The following is a 17,763-nucleotide window of genomic DNA, read 5'->3' as shown; positions in this document are numbered from 1 at the left end:
TAGAATCGGCTCATGAGAACCCTGAGCAGCACAGAAGCCAAGGCGCGCCTCAACGCCGTGCTGGCTGAGATCGAGAGAACCGGGGAAGAGATCACTATCACCACGCATGGCCGACCCGTCGCAGTACTCAGGCCCGTGGCACCACCTCCGCGTCGATTCGGGCAGTTCCCGGCCATGGTTGTTCCCGACGACTTCGACGCACCGCTGTCCGCCGACGACCTCGAGCGCTGGGAGTCGGGTTCGTGACCGATGTCCTGCTGGACACCAACGCGGTCCTGTGGCTGGTCAGCGAACCGGACCGGCTGTCACCCACCACCTTGGACATCCTCGCGAATCCCGGCAACGCTCTCTACGTGTCGGCTGCGTCGGCCTGGGAAATCGCCATCAAGACGCGGCTGGGCAGACTCGACGGAGCGCCGCTCCTCGCCGCGTGGGAAGAAACCCTCTCGTCCATGTCAGCGACCGACCTCGCCATCGATTCCAGCGACGCGGTGACAGCAGGACAGCTCGCCTGGGAACATCGCGATCCCTTCGATCGCATGATCGTCGCTCAGGCCACCCGCCGAGGTCTGACCATCGCGACGAGCGATCAGGTCATCCAGACCGGCACGCTGACACCTGTCATCGACACTCGCCGGTGAGTCCTCGGTGTCAGTCCCCTCCCCTAGGGTGGAATTCATGGACTTTGATGCGTTCACCACTCTGTGGGAACGCCATCCCGCGTGGCGGCTCCTGCGCGCCCACCACTCCCCGCTCATCCTGACGTTTCTCGGGACATTCTTCGTCGAGGGCAACCGTGGTGCGAGTTCAGCTGGGGAACTGGCCACCGCTCTGGATGATCTGCTCTACGACCTGAACACCTCGCTACCCACCAACGACGGTTCGGTTCGATTCCCCAAAGAACCCCGCGCCTACCTCGAGGATTGGGCCGGCACCGAGGCTGGGTTCCTACGACGCTTCTACCCCTCCGGCGACGACGAGATCCATTACGAGGTGACGCCGGCTTTCGAGAAGGCGTACGCCTGGATCGTCTCTCTACAGGGCAGAGCGTTCGTCGGTACCGAGTCGCGACTGCACACCGTCGTCGAGCTTCTTCGGCAGATCGTGCACGGCACCGAGGTAGACCCCGAGGTTCGACTGGCAGAGCTGCGGCGGCGTCGCGCCGAGATCGATGCAGAAATCGCCGCCGCCGAGTGCGGCGAACTGACGTATCTGGATCAGACCGGGGTTCGAGACCGCTATCAGCAGGTGGCGTCGACCGCACGTGAACTGCTCGCCGACTTCCGAGAGGTAGAAGACAACTTCCGCCTTCTTGATCGCTCGGCCCGCGAGAAGATCGCGTCCTGGACCGGGCCCAAGGGCGAACTCCTCGCCGACCTGGTGGGCAGCCGATCCGAGATCGCCTCGTCCGATCAGGGTCGTAGCTTCGGGTCGTTCTACGAATTCTTGCTGTCCGATTCGCGCCAGACGGAACTGGCAGACTTGCTTGCGAAGGTGTCGTCGCTGGAGATGATCGACGTCGACGAGCGCATCCGCAGCATCCATCACGACTGGTCCGAGGCTGCCGACCGAACCCAGCGCATGGTCCGACAGATCTCTGAACAGCTACGCCGATTCCTCGACGATCAGGTCTGGCTGGAGAATCGCCGCGTACTCGACCTGGTCCGGTCCGTAGAGGCTAGCGCCCTCGAGATTCGTGGCAGGACACCAGATTTCGGGCTCACTGTGGATCAGACCGGTATCGAGATCGCGCTGCCGTTCGACAGGCCACTCTATCAACAACCCGCCTCTGCGACCGTCGAGAGTCGGGTCGAGGACGCGACCGAGAACCTGGACGCAGACCTGTTGTTCGCCCAGACGTTCGTCGACCAAGCCCGCCTGGCAGCCAACATCCGCAGCATCCTCCCGGAGAGATCGTCGGCACTGCTATCCGATGTGGTCACCATGTATCCGATAGAACAGGGTGCGGCCGAGATCGTCGGTTACCTCGCCCTCGACGATGACGATGTCAGCGTCGACATCGACGACACCGACGAGACCCTGCTCGAGTACGCCGACCCGAGTGACCCGAGCACGGTCAAACGTGCCCGGCTGCCGAGTGTCACTGTGAGGCGACGATGACCGACGACCACGCAATTTCGAGTGCCATAATCCGATTGATGCGGGGCGTGGTGTACCGCGAATCGGACGAGGACATCTGGGCCACACTCGAACGCTTGGGAGCCGGCGTACGCGATCACTTCACCACGATCGGCGTCGATGTCATCGTCGACGAGTCCGAGGGCTACGCCTATCTGCGCTCGCACCCGGAAGAGGAAGGCGAAGAGCCACTTCCGCGGTTGGTCCGCAGGCGGGCGCTGACCTACAACGTGAGCCTGCTGCTCGTGCTGCTACGCAAACGCCTGCTGGAGTTCGAGATCACCGGCGGTGAAGGACGACTCGTCCTGTCAACGGATCAGATCGTGGAGATGCTACAACTCTTCCAAGCCGAATCGACGAATGAGGCGCGCCTGGTCGAACAGGCCGATAACACCATCAAGAAGGCCGTCGAACTGGGCTTCCTGCGCCAGTTACGTGGGCAGACCGACCAGTGGGAGGTGCGTCGCATCATCAAGGCGTACGTGGATGCGCAAACACTGTCGGATTTCGCGGGCAAACTGCGCCAATACGCAGGAACCGCGGGCCCCGATGACTGACGGTCTGTTCTCAGCGGTCGAACTCGGGGGTGCCGGAGGCGCCGGGTTCCGATTGCAGCACGTCGAGGTGTTGAACTGGGGCACCTTCGACCGACAGGTGTGGCGGCTCACCCCCGACACAGACACCGCACTACTCACCGGCGACATCGGGTCGGGCAAGTCGACGCTGGTGGATGCGGTGACCACACTGCTGATGCCCGCACACAAGATCGCTTACAACAGGGCCGCGGGAGCTGAGGCCAAGGAACGCACGCTTCGCTCCTACGTCGAAGGCCACTACAAGTCCGAACGACAGGAAGCAACCGGCCGCTCTCGCGCCAAAGGCCTTCGGCAGGAGCGCAATACATACTCGGTCATCCTGGGCGTCTTCAGCAATCGGGGATATGACGAGACGGTCACCCTGGCGCAGGTTTTCCAGCAGCGCGACACCGCCGGACAGCCCTACCGGTTCTACGTCACCGCAACCAAACAACTCGCCATCACGACGGACTTCGCCGATTTCGGTTCAGATTTGCGCGACCTTCGTAAACGCCTACGGTCCGGCGGGGCCGAAGTGGTCGACGAGTTCCCGAAGTACTCCACTTCGCTGCGCCGATTGCTAGGCATCCGATCAGAGCAGGCGTTGGAGCTACTACATCAGACCGTGTCGATGAAGTCCGTGGGCAATCTGAACGATTTCGTGCGCAACCACATGCTCGAGCCGAGCGACGCCGGCGAACGTGTCCGCGACATCATCGACCATTTCGACAATCTCACGAAGTCGTACGACGCGGTCAAACGCGCCCGCGAACTGCTCGAGGCGCTGGATCCCATCGTGGTCGCCACAGAGAAGTACGATGCCGCACTTGCCGAGCGCGAGGCTCTCGACGTACAGCGTGCGGCCATACGCCTGTTCATAGCCGAGAATCGCTCGCGCCTGCTGGCAGACGACATCGCCACCTATACGAGCCAGGGCGAGCAGCTCCTCCGCAACCAGGATGCGGCCAGAGGACGGCTACGCGAGTTGGCCCGCGAACGCGAGTCTCTGATCGAGGAGCGGGCAAGAGCCGGCGGCGATCGAGTCGGCGAACTCGAGCGACTCGCCGCCGTTGCCCGTGACGACGTGGAGAAGCGCCGTCACGGACGATCCCTCTTCGACGCCACCGTCACGGCTGCAGGCTTCGCCCCCGTCACAACGGTTGAGCAGTTCACTGATCTTCACGGCTTCATCGCCCGCGAGCGCCCACTACTCGTCGAGGCGAAGAGATCGCTCGATGCTGCGAGCGCCGACGCCATCGGCCGAGAGAAAGAAGCGGCCCGACGTCAGGAGACCATCCGGACCGAGCTCGACGACCTGCAGAAACGCACCAGCAACCTGCCACCCGACCAGGTCCAGATACGCGAACAGCTGGCCACCGACACCGGCCTGACACCTGCCGACCTGCCCTACGCGGGTGAACTGATCGACGTCGTCGAAGAACACAGCGAGTGGCGTGGCGCTGCCGAACGTGTCTTGCGTGGCTTCGCACTGTCGCTACTGGTACCGCAGCAGCACTACGATGCCGTGACGAACTGGGTCAACTCCCGCCGACTCACGTTCCACAATCACGGCGGCCGGACTGTCGGTGCCCGGCTCGTGTACGAACGAGTGCCGATCCGTCGAGTTCCCCTGCAGAGAAATGACTCTGATCTACCGATTCTCGCTGACTGCCTCGAGATCAAGAGCGGGCCGTTCGAGGGCTATCTGCGCGACGAACTCCTCCGGCGCGCCGAACATCAGCGGGCCGCCACCATCGAGGAGTTCCGCGCTGCCAAGCGCGCCGTCACCCGCGAAGGTCAGGTGCGGTCCGGTGGCCGTCACGAGAAGGACGACCGACACCGGGTCGACGACCCACGCCGATGGGTGCTCGGATGGGCCAATGAGCGCAAGATCGCGGTCCTACGAGAGGATCTCGACGAGTCCGACCGCGAGCGCGTGTCTGCTTCGGCGGAGGTGGTGGCGCTGTCGGAGGAACGCGACGCCACCCAGAATCGCAGCGAGTCCCTGGCGCGGCTGGAAGGATTCCATTCCTGGGCCGAGCTCGACATCGAGGAAGCACAACGACGCGCGCCACCCACGAGGCCGAGCGCGCCCGGCTCGAATCGGGGTCCTCACGCCTTCGCGAGATCACCACGGCGCTGGAGCAGAACGCCGCGCTCGCGGATTCCACGGCTGCCGCGATCGACGACCTCACCGGCAAGCTCGCAACCACCGCCGCCGCGAGTCATCGGGCCGAGCAGGACAAGAAGAGCGACGACGAGTTCGTCGCGGACCACCCGGAGGCTGAACTCGACGCCGCACGAGCATGCTACGACGCTCTGGAACGTCGGCTGGACGGCGGTGTTCCGGCAAGGGCAGCAGACTGCACCACAGCTCAAACGACACTGACCGCGACGCTTCATCAACGGATCGAGCGCCTCACCCGCGAGCTCGGCGGCTTCGGACAGCGCCTGGCGCAGCACATGACCGAGGTTCTCCGCCGGTGGCCGGACCTGCGATCGGACATGGATGCCGACGTCGATGCCAGGGCGGATTTCGTGGCCCTCCGCGAACGGGTCGCGACCGACGATCTGCCGCGCTTCGAGTTCGAGTTCAAAGAACAGCTGAACAAGAACGCCATTCAAGAACTCGCCGGCTTCAACAACTGGCTCAACCGGCAGGCCGCATCCATCGACGAACGCGTGCGACGGATCAACGAAGCGCTGGGCGCCGTGCCCTACAACCCCGGTCGGTATATCCGGTTGGAGCGCGAGTCAACCACGAATCAGGATGTGGCACAGTTCCGCTCCGACCTGCGGAACCTGACGAGCGACAGTCTCGCAGTAGACGGCGATCAGTATTCGGAGCAGCGTTTCCTCGACGTCAAACGCATCATCGAGCGTTTCCGCGGACGGGACAATCACGCCGACCTCGACAAGAATTGGACGCGGCGTGTCACCGATGTGCGCAACTGGTTCGTGTTCTCCGCATCCGAACGCGATGTCGAGACGGACGTGGAGTGGGAACACTACAGCGATTCCGACGGCAAGTCAGGTGGGCAAAAAGAAAAGCTCGCCTATACGATCCTGGCCGCGTCCCTTGCCTACCAGTTCGGACTCGAGTGGGGTGTGAAGAAGTCGCGCGACTTCCGGTTCGCCGTCATCGATGAGGCATTCGGGCGCGGCTCTGACCTGTCGACCCGTTATGCGCTGGACCTGTTCGCCAAATTGGGTCTGCAGCTCCTGATCGTCACCCCTTTGCAGAAGGTGCACGTCATCGAGCCCTACGTGAAGGCGATCGGATTCGTCGACAATCCGACGGGCACTTTTTCACGCCTGCAGACGATGACGATTGAGGAATACCGGTCACGCCGTGACGGGCGTCTGCGGTGACCGATCGTTGGACCACCCCGGCCGACATCGCCATCAAAGCCAGACGCCGCTGGGACGACGGGACGCTGCTCCGGACGTTTGCGAACCGAGAACCATTCGAGCCCATCGAGATTCCGCTGCGCGGGCCCACCGCGTCGCAGATAGGAGCAGATCTCGGCGCCGCTCGCGACTGGGTCACGGCGTTGGACGGCGGACGTCGTGGCGACACCAGGTACTCCCTGGTCTGGCAAACAATCGGCGGCCGGCACGTCGGGCGTAACACGCTTCCACGACGGGCGATCATCTCCACCTATGAGCAGGCGTGGGCACTTCTGAACGTGAAGGCAGCGGTACAGCAGTTCGAGAGGCTGCTCGAGCTCGCCGCCGACGATCCCGCGGTCCACGCGTGGCTGTTCCAGAACCCGTTTCGCGCAATAGATCTGGCATCGGAGTTTCCTCGACTGATCGACGCGCACCGATGGCTCGACACGCATCGGGACTCCCGACGCTTCCTGCGTGAGATCAGCGCACCTGGGGTCGACACCAAGTTCACCGAAAGGCACCGGGGAGTCTTGGCGTCGATACTCGGAGTGTCGTCGACGGCGTCCGGTTTCGTGACCGGGCTGGGTTTGCAGACGAAACCAGAGTTCGTGAGACTGCGACCGTCACCGTCGCTGGGACTTCTCGAGCACGTTTCGGAGGTGAGCCTCCGAGCTGACGAGCTCACCCGGATCGACTTGCGTCCCTCGCGCGTCCTGGTCATCGAGAACGAGATCACCTATCTCAGCGTCGATGTTCCAGCCCACGGAGCCGTGTTCTGGGGCAAGGGATTCGAGATCGACAGAATCGGGCGCCTTCCCTGGCTGACTGACGTGCCTGTTCAATACTGGGGTGACCTCGACACACACGGCTTCGCGATTCTCGACCGGCTACGTGCCTGGCTTCCGCAGACCGAATCGATCTTGATGGATCGCGAAACATTGTTCGCGCATCGCGATCGATGGGTTACCGAGCCGAGCCCCACCACAGCCGCACTCCGCCACCTCTCACCCGCAGAACACGACCTGTACGCCGACCTCGCGGACGACTCGCTCGGTGAGCGGGTTCGGCTCGAGCAAGAACGCATCGACTGGGCGTGGGCTCTGGAGCACCTCGAAAGGTAGACGTGTGCCGACGATCAGATCTGCCACTGCACCGGCTGGGAGATGATGTCGCGGAGCCGTCGGCGGTAGTACCGGGCGGACTCCTGGTTGAAGACGTCCATCGCGGCCGCGGTCGCCTCGACATCGCGAGCGCGCATGGCGTCGAGGATGTCCTGCTGGAGTTCGAAGGCCGCGAGCCGCGTCGCGATGGGATGCTCGACGGGTTCGGCGTCGCGAACGAGCAGCCACAGCGTCTCCATCACCACCCGCAGTGCGGGATTGCCCGCCGCCTCGTACACCCCGCGCTGGAACGCGGCGTTGTTCTCCTGGAAGTTGGCGTGGTCCTCGGGATGGTCGCGCATCCGGTCCAGTGCCCGCTGCATCGACTCGATCTGCTCGTCGGTGACGTTCTGTGCCGCGGCCCGCGCGACCATCGGTTCGAGCATCAACCGGACGTCGATGACATCACTGATGTTCGCGCCGTTGATCTGGAGGAACAGCTTCATGATGTTGCCGAGCGAATCGAGTTCGGGCCGTTTGGCTATGGGCCCACCGCCGATGCCCGCCTTGATCGTCACGAGGTCTCGGCTCTCGAGGAGCCGCAGCGCCTCGCGCACCGTCGTGCGTGCCACGCCGAACTCGCTGACCATCTCCTTCTCGGTCGGCAGGCGCTGACCCTCGACGATGCCACCGCCGAGGATCTGGTCGGCCACCATGTTGGCCACCCGCGCGGACATCTTCTGTCCGCGCGGCTGCCGGGTGGCGGGCTCGTCGGCGACGGTCATGTGACTCCCGTGGTCGGCTGATCGGTCGGTGCCGACACCTTACCCGCCCGGACCTGCCCTCCAATTCGGATCGGGGTGGCAATGGTCGTCCCCGAACGATCGGCGCGGCGGCGAGACGACCCATCGTCGTAACTGTGTACATATTTTGCTCGCTCGATTACCGTGAGTCCCGTTCCGTTCGTTCGCGCCGGGGCCCCGACCGCCCGTCGGCGCAGTCCACGACAGATAGGCACCCATGCAGACCACTTCCCCGGCCTCCGGGAACCTCTCCGTCACCGTGCACCAGCCCGGTATCGCACTCGTCGAGCTCTCGCGGGGCAAGGTCAACGCCATCGACGGGCAGATGTACGAGGACATCGCGGCGACGTTCGACGCGCTGTCCGACGATCAGGACGTGCGCGTGATCGTGCTGACCGGTCAGGGCCGCATCTTCAGCGCGGGCAACGACATCAACGAGTTCCGGACGATGTCCACCGTCAGCGGCGACATCGCGATGCGGCGGGCCCGGCGGGCGCTGTTCAGCGTGCGCGAGTGTCACCTCCCCGTGGTGTCCGCGGTGAACGGCCCGGCCCTGGGAAGCGGGTTCGGACTCGTCGCGCTCTCCGACCTCGTGGTCGCGTCCGAACGCGCCACCTTCGGACTGCCCGAGATGAACGTCGGGGTCCTCGGCGGTGGTCGCTTCACCGCCCGCATGTTGCCCCAGCAGGCGATGCGCCGCATGTTCCTCACCGCCGAACCGGTCGACGCGTCGACCCTGGAGCGGTGGGGAGCACCGATCGAGGTCGTCGCCCACGACGATCTCCTGGAGATCGCGACCGCCCGCGCGCGCTCGATCGCGGAGAAGAGCAGGCACGCCATCGTGCTCGCCAAACAATCCCTGAACGGCTGCGAAGATCTCGACATCCGTCGCGGTTACGAGCTCGAGCAGTCCTTCACCGTGCGACTGTCCGAACACCCCGACTCCAAGACCGCGGTGGAGGCCCAGGTCGCCGACCTCGCACGCAAGTGACGACGTCGGGTCCGCGCCATCGGGACGCGGACCCGACGCACCGCGTCAGTCCGTCGCGATGGTCAGCAGGAGATCCCCGCCGTCGACCTCGGTCGATCCCGACACCGCGACACGCTGCACGATCCCGGTGACCGGCGCGGAGATCGAGGCTTCCATCTTCATCGCCTCGATCGTGCCGATCGGTTCACCCCGGCGGAGTTCGTCGCCCTCCTTCACCGACAGCGTCACCACACCGGCGAACGGTGCGGCGAGTTGCCCCGGGAGGGCGGGGTCGGCCTTCTCCGCGGTGCGTGTCGTCGACTCGACCGAGCGGTCGCGCACCCGAACCGGCCGCAGTTGCCCGTTGAGGATGCAGAGCACGTTGCGCATCCCGGACTCGTCCGGGTCGGAGATAGCCTCGAGCCCGATGAGCAGTTCGACGCCCTTCTCCAGCTCCACGCGATGTTCCTCGTCCTGGCGCAGGCCGTAGAAGAACTGGTTGGTGGACAGCCGAGACGTGTCGCCATAGGTCTCGCGGTGCTCGCGGAACTCACGATTCGGTCCGGGGAACAGCAACCGGTTGAGCGCATCACGACGCTCCGCCGACGTACCGGCGAGCGCCGCGAGGTCGCTCTCGGTCAGGGCGGTCACCGGGCGAGGGTCGGTGCGGCCCTCGAGGGCGCGCGTGCGGAGCGGCTCCGGCCACCCGCCCGCGGGCTCGCCCAGATCGCCCCGCAGGAAATCCACCACCGAGTCCGGGATGTCGTAGGCCGTCGGATCGTCCGCGAACTCGGCGGCGCTCGCGCCGGCGCCGACGAGTGCCAGCGCGAGATCGCCGACGACCTTCGACGACGGTGTCACCTTGATCAGTCGCCCGAGCACGGTGTCGGCGCCCGCGTAGGCCGCCTCGATGTCCTCGAACCGGTCCGCCAGCCCCAATGCCAGGGCCTGCTGCCGCAGGTTGGACAGCTGGCCGCCGGGGATCTCGTGGGCATAGACCCGGCCGGTGGGTGCCGGCAAGCCCGTGTCGAACGGCGAGTACGCCGCCCGGACCGCCTCCCAATATGGCTCGAGAGCGCAGCAGGCCGCGAGGTCGATCCCGGTGTCGCGGTCGGTGTTCGCCGTCGCGGCGACGATCGCCGACAACGGTGGCTGACTCGTCGTGCCGGCCAGCGGTGCGCTCGCCCCATCCACCGCGTCCACCCCGGCCTCCCAGGCGGCGAGGTAGGTCGCCAGCTGCCCGCCGGCGGTGTCGTGGCTGTGCAGATGGACGGGCAGGTCGAACCGCGACCGCAGGGCGCGCACCAGGGTCGACGCCGCGGCCGGGCGCAACAGGCCCGCCATGTCCTTGATCGCCAGGACGTGTGCGCCCGCGTCGACGATCCGTTCGGCCAGCTTCAGGTAGTAGTCCAGGGTGTACAGGGTCTCGCCGGGATCAGAGAGGTCGCCGGTGTAGGACATGGCCACCTCCGCCACCGCGGTCCCCGTCTCCCGCACCGCGTCGATGGCCGGCCGCATCGCGTCGATGTTGTTCAACGCGTCGAAGATCCGGAACACGTCGACGCCCGTGGCCGCCGCCTCGCGGACGAATGCGTCGTTCACCTCCACCGGGTACGGCGTGTACCCGACGGTGTTCTTGCCGCGCAACAGCATCTGCAGGCAGACGTTGGGCATCGCCGTGCGCAGGGCCGCCAGGCGTTCCCAGGGATCCTCCTTGAGGAATCGCAGTGCGACGTCGTAGGTCGCCCCACCCCACGCCTCGACCGACCACAGCTGTGGGGTCATCCGCGCGACGTGCGGTGCGACGGTCACCAGGTCGCGGCTGCGCACGCGGGTGGCGAGCAGCGACTGATGCGCGTCGCGGAAGGTGGTGTCGGTCAGCGCGAGTGCCGTCGACGCACGGAGCTCGGCGGCGAAACCGTCCGGCCCCAGCTCCCGGAGTCGATCGCGGGACCCCGGCGGCGGTGGGGACGTGAAGTCGATCGCCGGCAGTTTGTCGACCGGGTACACCGCGGACGGCCGCTCGCCGTGCGGTCGGTTCACGGTGACGTCGGCGAGATACCGCAGAATCCGGGTACCGCGGTCGGCGGAGGCGTGCTGCTCGAGCAGGTCCGGTCGGGATTCGATGAACGAGGTGGTGACCCGCCACGCGCCGAAGTCGTCGTCGGCCAGAACCGCTTGCAGGAACGGGATGTTGGTGGCGACGCCCCGGACCCGGAACTCGGCGATCGCACGACGTGCGCGCGCCCGCGCGGTCTCCAGGTCCCGGCCGCGACAGGTCAGCTTCACGAGCATCGAGTCGAAGTGGGAGCCGATCTCGGACCCCAGTCCGACGCTCCCGTCCAGACGGACACCCGAGCCACCGGGCGTGCGGTAGGCGGTGATCCGCCCGGTGTCGGGCCGGAAGCCGTCGGTCACGTCCTCGGTCGTGATGCGACATTGCACTGCCGCGCCGCGGATCTCGATCGAATCCTGGGTCAGTCCCAGCTCCCGCAGCGTCGCACCGGATGCGATCTGCATCTGGGTGGCGACGAGATCGACGTCGGTGATCTCCTCGGTGATCGTGTGTTCCACCTGGATGCGCGGGTTCATCTCGATGAACACGTGCCGACCGTCGGAACCGAGCAGGAACTCGACGGTCCCGGCGCAGGTGTACCCGATGTGCCTGACGAAAGCCACTGCATCCGAACAGATCCGATCACGGACAGCCGGGTCGAGCGCGGGTGCGGGGGCCACCTCGACGACCTTCTGGTGGCGGCGCTGGAGCGAACAGTCGCGTTCGTAGAGATGGATGACCTCGCCGGTGGCGTCCCCGAGGATCTGCACCTCGATGTGCCGGGCGTCGACCACCGCCCGCTCCAGGAAGACCGTGCCGTCGCCGAAGGCCGTCGTGGCCTCGCGCGAGGCCGCCTCGATCGCCCCGCGCAGCCGCGACGGCTCATCGACGCGACGCATGCCGCGCCCGCCACCACCGGCGACCGCCTTGACGAACAAGGGGAAACCGACCGCATCAGCCGCGGCCACGAGCTCGTCGACATCACTCGACGGGGTCGACGAGGTCAGCACCGGGAGACCGGCCTCGGCGGCGGCCGCCACGGCCCGGGACTTGTCGCCGGCGAGTTCGAGCACCTCGGCGGACGGGCCGATGAAGGTGATCTGCCGGGTCGCACACGCCCGGGCCAGCTCAGCGTTCTCGGAGAGGAAGCCGTACCCGGGGTACACCGCATCGGCTCCGGACGTCGCCGCGACGCGGACCATCTCGTCGACCGAGAGGTACGCGCGGACCGGATGCCCGCGTTCGCCGATCTCGTAGGCTTCGAACGCCTTGGCCCGATGAACGGAGTTGCGGTCCTCGTGGGGGTAGACGGCCACCGTGCTCGCGCCGAGCTCGACCGCGGCACGAAAAGCCCGTACCGCGATCTCGCCTCTGTTCGCGACCAGCACCTTCTCGAACATGGGTTTCCTTTCGTCACCGGATGCGCCGGAAGTAGCCACGCGAGAAGCGGGCGGCGCGGGAAGGATGTGACCCACATCTCTGGGCCTGACGTCAGGTTACTCTATTCGCAGTAAAGTTACTTAGCGCCGCAACTGGCGGAGTCTTTACCCTCAAACTGCTGAGAAATATCTCTGTACATGTTTCCATCTGTCGCAGGTTTCTATAGTGTGACTTGACATACAGCCTGTCACCTCGATGAGGAGGAACACATGAGTGACGAGCGGTCCGCGGGGGCGGTCGACATCGATCGCTGGATCACCGACTGGGAGTTCAGCAGCCGATACCCGGTGTACACACGCGCCAACGCCGGCGAAGTGCTGCCCGACCCGTCGAGTCCGCTGAACGTCACGATGGTCTGGAACAAGGGCCTCAACATCGGCTGGCGCCAGGGCTACGTCGACAACCTCGGCACTCACCTTGCCGAGGAGATCGACGAGGTGATGCCCGAGATCATCGGCAACTTCGGCGGCTACCACTACACGAACTTCTCGATGACCGAGCTCAACGGCGCCCGGCTTCCGGGGCTGACCGTGCCGGTGTGGAACAGCCTGTGGGTGGGCGACCACCCCGACATCCCCGAGTACGTACCCAAGCCGGGCGACGAGAACGCCGAACTGACCGCCGGTCTCGCCGAGAAGACCGCCTGGGCTCTCACGACCGATGAGTTCCCGGAAGCCGAGGAGGCCAAGCGGCGCGCCGACCGAGCACGCGACCAGCGTCCCGATCTCGCCGCGATGAGCGATACCGAACTCGTCGAGCACGCTCGCTCGCTGCTCCCCGACCTCATCTACTGCTACGCCTATCACCCGGTCACCACGACGCTGTCGACGATGGGCCCGGCCGTCGCCGGCCAGCTCCTCGAAAGCATCGGTGAGGCAGACAAACTCGGCGATCTGCTCAGCGGACTGGGCGGCGTCGACTCGGCCGCGCCGTCGTATGCGATGTGGAAGCTCGGGCGCCTCGTCGCCGGTTCGTCCGAACTGACCGGGATCTTCGACGACGGGCTCGCCTCCGCCCTCGACGCGATCACCGCGAGTGACTCCGCCGACGCCGCGAGGTTCCGAGAGGAGTTCGACGACTTCCTCTACCGCTACGGCTCGCGCGCACCGAACGAATGGGACATCCGATCGGACAGCTGGGAGACCAAACCCGTGCTGGCACTGATGGCCATCAACGGGATGCGCAACAGCCCGCCGGAGGCCGACCCCGAAGCGATCCTGCGCCGCAATCAGGACAAGCGTCTCGCCCTCACCGAGGAGCTCGCCGCCAAGATGCCCGACGCGGAGTCGGCCACGGCGTTCCGCAACGCCGCGAAGTCGATCACCAAGTTCATGCCGTGGCGGGAGCGCACGAAGACCGCGTGCGTGAAGATCATGGGTGAGATGCGGGCCGCCCTCTACGAACTCGGACACCGGATGGTCGGACGCGGGATCATGGACGACCATCACGACATCACGATGCTCGTCGACGACGAGCTCGATCGCTTTGTCGCCGAACCCGAGTCGTTCGCGGACACCATCAAGGAGCGACGCGAGCAGTATCTCGCCCTGTTCGATCTGCAACCGCCGTTCTTCCTGTTCGAACCGCTCCCCCTCTCGCAGTGGCCCCGGCGCACCGGGCAGCGGGTGGACCCCGCGGTGCCCGGTGACGTCCTCTCCGGAGTCGGCGGCGCCCCGGGCGTCGCCCGGGGACGTGCGCGAATCCTGCACGACCCGTACGAGGCCGAGCAGCTGGAGGAAGGCGACATCCTCGTCGCACCGCAGACCGATCCCGCCTGGACGCCGTTGTTCGTCTTCGCGGGCGGTGTCGTCGTGAATGTCGGCGCGACGATCACCCACTCGTCCATCGTGTGTCGTGAGCTCGGAATCCCATGCGCCGTATCGGTTCAGGACGCGACGGCCCGCATCCCGGACGGCGCGATGATCGAGGTCGACGGCAACACCGGGTCGGTGACGATCCTCTGATGGCGATGACTGACGGCGCCCGCGGCACGACGATCGGGCTCGCCCTCCCCCAGCTCGGCGAGCACGTCGATGCCGCGGCCGTCCGCGACTTCGCGGTGGCCGCCGAGGAACTCGGATTCACCGGACTGTGGGCGCAGGAACACCTCTTCTACTCCGAGCAGAACGCGTCGGTCTACGGTGGCCGGCACACCACGGCGGTGCACCCCGCCTACCGTTCGGTGCTCGGGGCCACCGAGCTCATGGCATTCGTCGCGTCGTGCACCCGGCGGGCGCTGATCGGGAGCAGCATCCTGGTTGCCGGGTACCACCGTCCGGTCGAGCTCGCACAGCGTCTGGCCACTCTCGACGTGCTCTCCGGCGGACGTCTCGTCGCCGGGCTGGGCGTCGGCTGGTCCGACGAAGAACATCGACTCATGGACGTCGACCCCCGGACGCGCGGGCGCCGGATGGACGAACTCGTCCGCGCCGTCCAGGCGTGCTGGGGACCGGATCCCGTCGAGTTCGACGGGGAGTTCTTCACCATCCCGACCTCCACCGTGCGGCCGAAGCCGGTCCAGACACCACATCCGCCGCTGCTGTCCGGGCTGCGGTCGGAACGCGGTCTCGCCCGCACCGCGGCACTGTTCGACATCTGGAATCCCAGCAGCGGCACAGCCGAGGCCCTGCAAGCCCAGCTCGACGGGATGGCCGCGCAGCGTCCCGCCGGACGGGCCCCGGTCCGGCTGTTCCTGCGGTCCTACCTCCAGCGCCCCACCGACCCGGTGGGATCCGGCGGACAGGGCATCGACGGTGTGGCCGCCGATATCGCCACCGCGAAGGCGGTCGGTGCGGAACACTTCATCATCGAATGCAATTTCTCCGACGACATCCGGTCGCCGGAGGACTGGGCCACCATGCCCGAGCGGCTGGCGCCGCTGATCCAACTCGTGCGCGACGACAGCTCCGCGGTGCCCGACTCGTCGGGCGCCGCCCGGCCCCAGAAGGAGAACGCATCATGAAAGCTGCTGTCTGGGAGGGCAGTACACCGACACTCACCGTCGAGGAGATCCCGCGCCCGACGCCCCGTCGTGGCGAGATCCTGCTCAAGGTCACCGCGTGCGGGGTCTGTCACACCGACCTGCACGTACTGAAGTCCGAGGTGAACTTCCCCGCTCCCGCGGTCCTCGGCCACGAGGTCTCCGGCGTGGTCGAGGAACTCGGCGACGGCGTCGACACCCTCGCGGTGGGCGATCGGGTCGTGTGCAGCTTCATCACTCCGAGGTACCGAGGCGCCCCCGCATGGACGGATCGACGCTCATGTAGCGGTTCTCGACGAGGATCTGATCGCCCCGCAGGGGACCGACCTCGGTCTCGCGGACCTCGAAGTTCTCCGGTCTCGGCACACCGTCGTCGGGTCGCTTTCGGAGAAATACCGTTCGTGTGGTGGTTGCCACGCCGCTGGTCATGAGTTATCCGCCGCGGCCGGCAGTTCGAGGATGGTGACGGTGCCCTTCGACCCGTCGACCTCGACCAGCGTGCCGTCGGGAATACGGCGGGTCGCGGCGGGAACGCCGGCAGCACAGGGAATACCGAGCTCGCGGCTGACGATCATCGCATGTGACCCCATGGCGCCGACGTCGGTGATGGCGGCGGAGGACACCATGAACAGCGGCGTCCAGGACGGATCGGTCTGGGGCGCCACCAGCACTTCGTCCACCTCGAAACTGTCCAGATCTTCCATCGAGGTGATGGTGCGGGTGCGTCCCCGAACCACACCGGGCGATGCCCCGGACCCCTGCAGGACCTCGCCGGAGGTCACCCCGTCCACCTCGACCTGGTCCTTGCGACGCAGACTCGACAGCGGCGGCAGCGGCTCTCGGGTGTCGAGGAAGGTCGGCAGGTCCAGCCCGAACAGGCCCTTCCACGCGCGATGCCGTTCGGCGAGGGTGTCGGTGAGGGCGGACGGTTCACTGGCCAGGAGATCCAGCTCTTCGTCGACCGCCATGAAGACGTGGTCGGCGGAAGCCAGGTGTCCCTGTTCGTGGAGCCGTCGACCGAGCTCGGCCAAGGGCACCCGCGCCTCGTGCAAGACCTTGATGCAGTTGGTCTTCGCCCGTTCACGCCAGGCCGCGAACCGACGTGCCGAGGCGAGCGCGGCGTCGAGCGTCGCCCGGGCCTCCGCGTCGTCGCCGACGATCGCGCGTGCCCGCTCGAGCGCGGCATCGGTGTCTCCCGCATGCTCGGCGAGGCGGGCGGTCGGTGAGGCGGAGTCGTCCTGCAGGCGCAGACGGTCGATGAGCCCGAGCACCAGTTCCGGCTTGGTCTCCCACGATGTCGAACCGAGGTCCCATTCGTTCGGCCCCCGGTAGCCGAACTCGGCGAGGAAGTCGGCGAACGAGGCGTCGAACATCGGATCCACCCCGGCCACCCGAGTCGCGAGGCCCTCGATTCCCTGATCGAACGCCGCGGTCAGGCGCTCGTCGGCGCGAACCATCCGTCCCAACTCCCAGAGCGCGAACGACGGCAGAGCCGAGTCGACGTCGCCCGCCGAACCCACGAGGGTGACGACGAGGTCCTGATTGTCGGGCCCGAGAAGCTGACCGAGCACCGACGGGCCGACGGCCGCACCGTTGGTCGCCGCCACTTCACCACGCCATGCGGCGCGCTCGAGCGGCATGACCGACCGGGCGCGTGCGACGAGTGCAACCGGGGTCAGACTCGACAGATCGGGGCGTTCCGTGCGCAACTTGTCGGCCAGTTCGCGGTCCTCGTCGAGTTCGGGGAAGGTCTCGGTCGACATGATCCAGGCATTCCGAGCGGCCAACCGGGCGCTGGCATCGGCATTCTCGTCATCAGGATGCCCGACGTACTCCGGGATGTTCGGATCGCCACCGTAGAACAGCTGGTCGACGAGCTCAACCGACAGGCCACCACGTATACCCACGAGCCGCGACATCGACAGATTGATGTACAGGTGTCCGTAAAAGATCCCCGACGAGGCGGCCACGTCCGGCTTCTCCACCAGCGAGTAGCTGCCGTGGAAGGCGTAGCCGGCGTTCCACCCGGGCAGGATGTTCTGAATCCACCCGAGGTCGGCGCCCAGTGGTGTGATCGGATCGGACAGCACATCGCTGGCGTTGAGCCGCGTGTAGATGGGTAGGCGGGCACTCGGTTCGGTGTCGACCAACCAGCGCTGTTCGGACATGTCGTTCTCGTCTCTCCTGGGACCGCTCGGGATAGGCGGCCATAGTTTCTTTACAGGGTATACACGTGGGCTGTGATGTGTGACACACTACCTGCAAGACTGTAGGCGTTGGCAAGTAACTCGTCTCGGTCTCTCGTTC

Annotated in this window: 12 protein-coding genes and 2 pseudogenes; 10 read left to right on the top strand and 4 right to left on the bottom strand. The window is 66.2% G+C overall.

The genetic code is table 11. The annotated features are described in order from the left end of the window. Positions 1–12: 12 nt before the first annotated feature. The 6 genes and pseudogenes from Q9R39_RS20725 to Q9R39_RS20700 all read left to right on the top strand — a co-directional run bounded on the left by Q9R39_RS20725 (position 13) and on the right by Q9R39_RS20700 (position 7,228). Positions 13–246, top strand: a complete 234-nt coding sequence (locus Q9R39_RS20725; RefSeq protein ID WP_065629468.1) for a type II toxin-antitoxin system Phd/YefM family antitoxin — start codon at positions 13–15, stop codon at positions 244–246. Beyond that, positions 243–641, top strand: coding sequence for a type II toxin-antitoxin system VapC family toxin (locus Q9R39_RS20720; protein ID WP_065629469.1), 399 nt, complete (start codon positions 243–245; stop codon positions 639–641). Before Q9R39_RS20725 ends, Q9R39_RS20720 begins: the two co-directional genes overlap by 4 nt. 37 nt (positions 642–678) lie before the next feature. Then, positions 679–2,121: a DUF3375 domain-containing protein gene (locus Q9R39_RS20715; RefSeq protein ID WP_311278090.1), complete on the top strand. Its 1,443-nt coding sequence runs from the start codon at positions 679–681 to the stop codon at positions 2,119–2,121. Then, positions 2,118–2,696 carry a DUF4194 domain-containing protein gene (locus Q9R39_RS20710; RefSeq protein WP_269554723.1) on the top strand — a complete coding sequence of 193 codons (579 nt, stop codon included), beginning with the start codon at positions 2,118–2,120 and terminating at the stop codon, positions 2,694–2,696. The genes Q9R39_RS20715 and Q9R39_RS20710 overlap by 4 nt, the downstream gene beginning before the upstream one ends. Further along, positions 2,689–6,086, top strand: a pseudogene (locus tag Q9R39_RS20705) (ATP-binding protein). The gene Q9R39_RS20710 and the pseudogene Q9R39_RS20705 overlap by 8 nt, the downstream one beginning before the upstream one ends. Then, positions 6,083–7,228 (top strand): Wadjet anti-phage system protein JetD domain-containing protein, encoded by a 1,146-nt coding sequence (locus Q9R39_RS20700; RefSeq protein ID WP_311278089.1) that lies wholly within the window; start codon positions 6,083–6,085, stop codon positions 7,226–7,228. The pseudogene Q9R39_RS20705 and the gene Q9R39_RS20700 overlap by 4 nt, the downstream one beginning before the upstream one ends. Before the next feature lie 14 nt (positions 7,229–7,242). On the opposite strand, the gene Q9R39_RS20695 is transcribed toward Q9R39_RS20700, so the two are convergent. Continuing rightward, positions 7,243–7,992 carry a FadR/GntR family transcriptional regulator gene (locus Q9R39_RS20695; RefSeq protein WP_137810243.1) on the bottom strand — a complete coding sequence of 250 codons (750 nt, stop codon included), beginning with the start codon at positions 7,990–7,992 and terminating at the stop codon, positions 7,243–7,245. Between the two features lie 235 nt (positions 7,993–8,227). Between Q9R39_RS20695 and Q9R39_RS20690 the strand changes: the two genes are divergently transcribed. Then, entirely contained in the window at positions 8,228–9,001 is a 774-nt protein-coding gene (locus tag Q9R39_RS20690; RefSeq protein ID WP_058252827.1) for an enoyl-CoA hydratase-related protein, read from the top strand. 45 nt (positions 9,002–9,046) lie between these two features. Here the strand turns inward: Q9R39_RS20690 and Q9R39_RS20685 are convergent, their stop codons facing one another. Next, complete coding sequence (locus Q9R39_RS20685) at positions 9,047–12,436, bottom strand: pyruvate carboxylase (protein WP_311278088.1); 3,390 nt, start codon at positions 12,434–12,436, stop codon at positions 9,047–9,049. Between the two features lie 249 nt (positions 12,437–12,685). Here Q9R39_RS20685 and Q9R39_RS20680 point away from each other — a divergent pair, with 249 nt between their 5' ends. The 3 genes and pseudogenes from Q9R39_RS20680 to Q9R39_RS20670 all read left to right on the top strand — a co-directional run. Then, complete coding sequence (locus tag Q9R39_RS20680; RefSeq protein ID WP_311278087.1) at positions 12,686–14,440, top strand: PEP-utilizing enzyme; 1,755 nt, start codon at positions 12,686–12,688, stop codon at positions 14,438–14,440. Continuing rightward, on the top strand, positions 14,440–15,438 hold the full coding sequence (locus Q9R39_RS20675; RefSeq protein WP_223259033.1) for a TIGR03619 family F420-dependent LLM class oxidoreductase: 999 nt from the start codon (positions 14,440–14,442) through the stop codon (positions 15,436–15,438). The genes Q9R39_RS20680 and Q9R39_RS20675 overlap by 1 nt, the downstream gene beginning before the upstream one ends. Then, positions 15,435–15,698 (top strand): annotated as a pseudogene (locus Q9R39_RS20670) (alcohol dehydrogenase catalytic domain-containing protein); the annotation flags it as partial. The gene Q9R39_RS20675 and the pseudogene Q9R39_RS20670, both read left to right, overlap by 4 nt. Here Q9R39_RS20670 and Q9R39_RS20665 read toward each other — a convergent pair. After that, on the bottom strand, positions 15,691–15,885 hold the full coding sequence (locus tag Q9R39_RS20665) for a hypothetical protein (protein ID WP_065629475.1): 195 nt from the start codon (positions 15,883–15,885) through the stop codon (positions 15,691–15,693). The pseudogene Q9R39_RS20670 and the gene Q9R39_RS20665 sit on opposite strands and share 8 nt — an antisense overlap. Next, positions 15,882–17,624: a PEP-utilizing enzyme gene (locus tag Q9R39_RS20660; protein WP_311278086.1), complete on the bottom strand. Its 1,743-nt coding sequence runs from the start codon at positions 17,622–17,624 to the stop codon at positions 15,882–15,884. Before Q9R39_RS20660 ends, Q9R39_RS20665 begins: the two co-directional genes overlap by 4 nt. Positions 17,625–17,763 lie beyond the last annotated feature (139 nt).

Source organism: Gordonia sp. AC31, assembly GCF_031844505.1.
GTDB lineage: Bacteria > Actinomycetota > Actinomycetes > Mycobacteriales > Mycobacteriaceae > Gordonia > Gordonia hongkongensis.
This window is presented reverse-complemented; position numbering and strand designations above follow the sequence as displayed.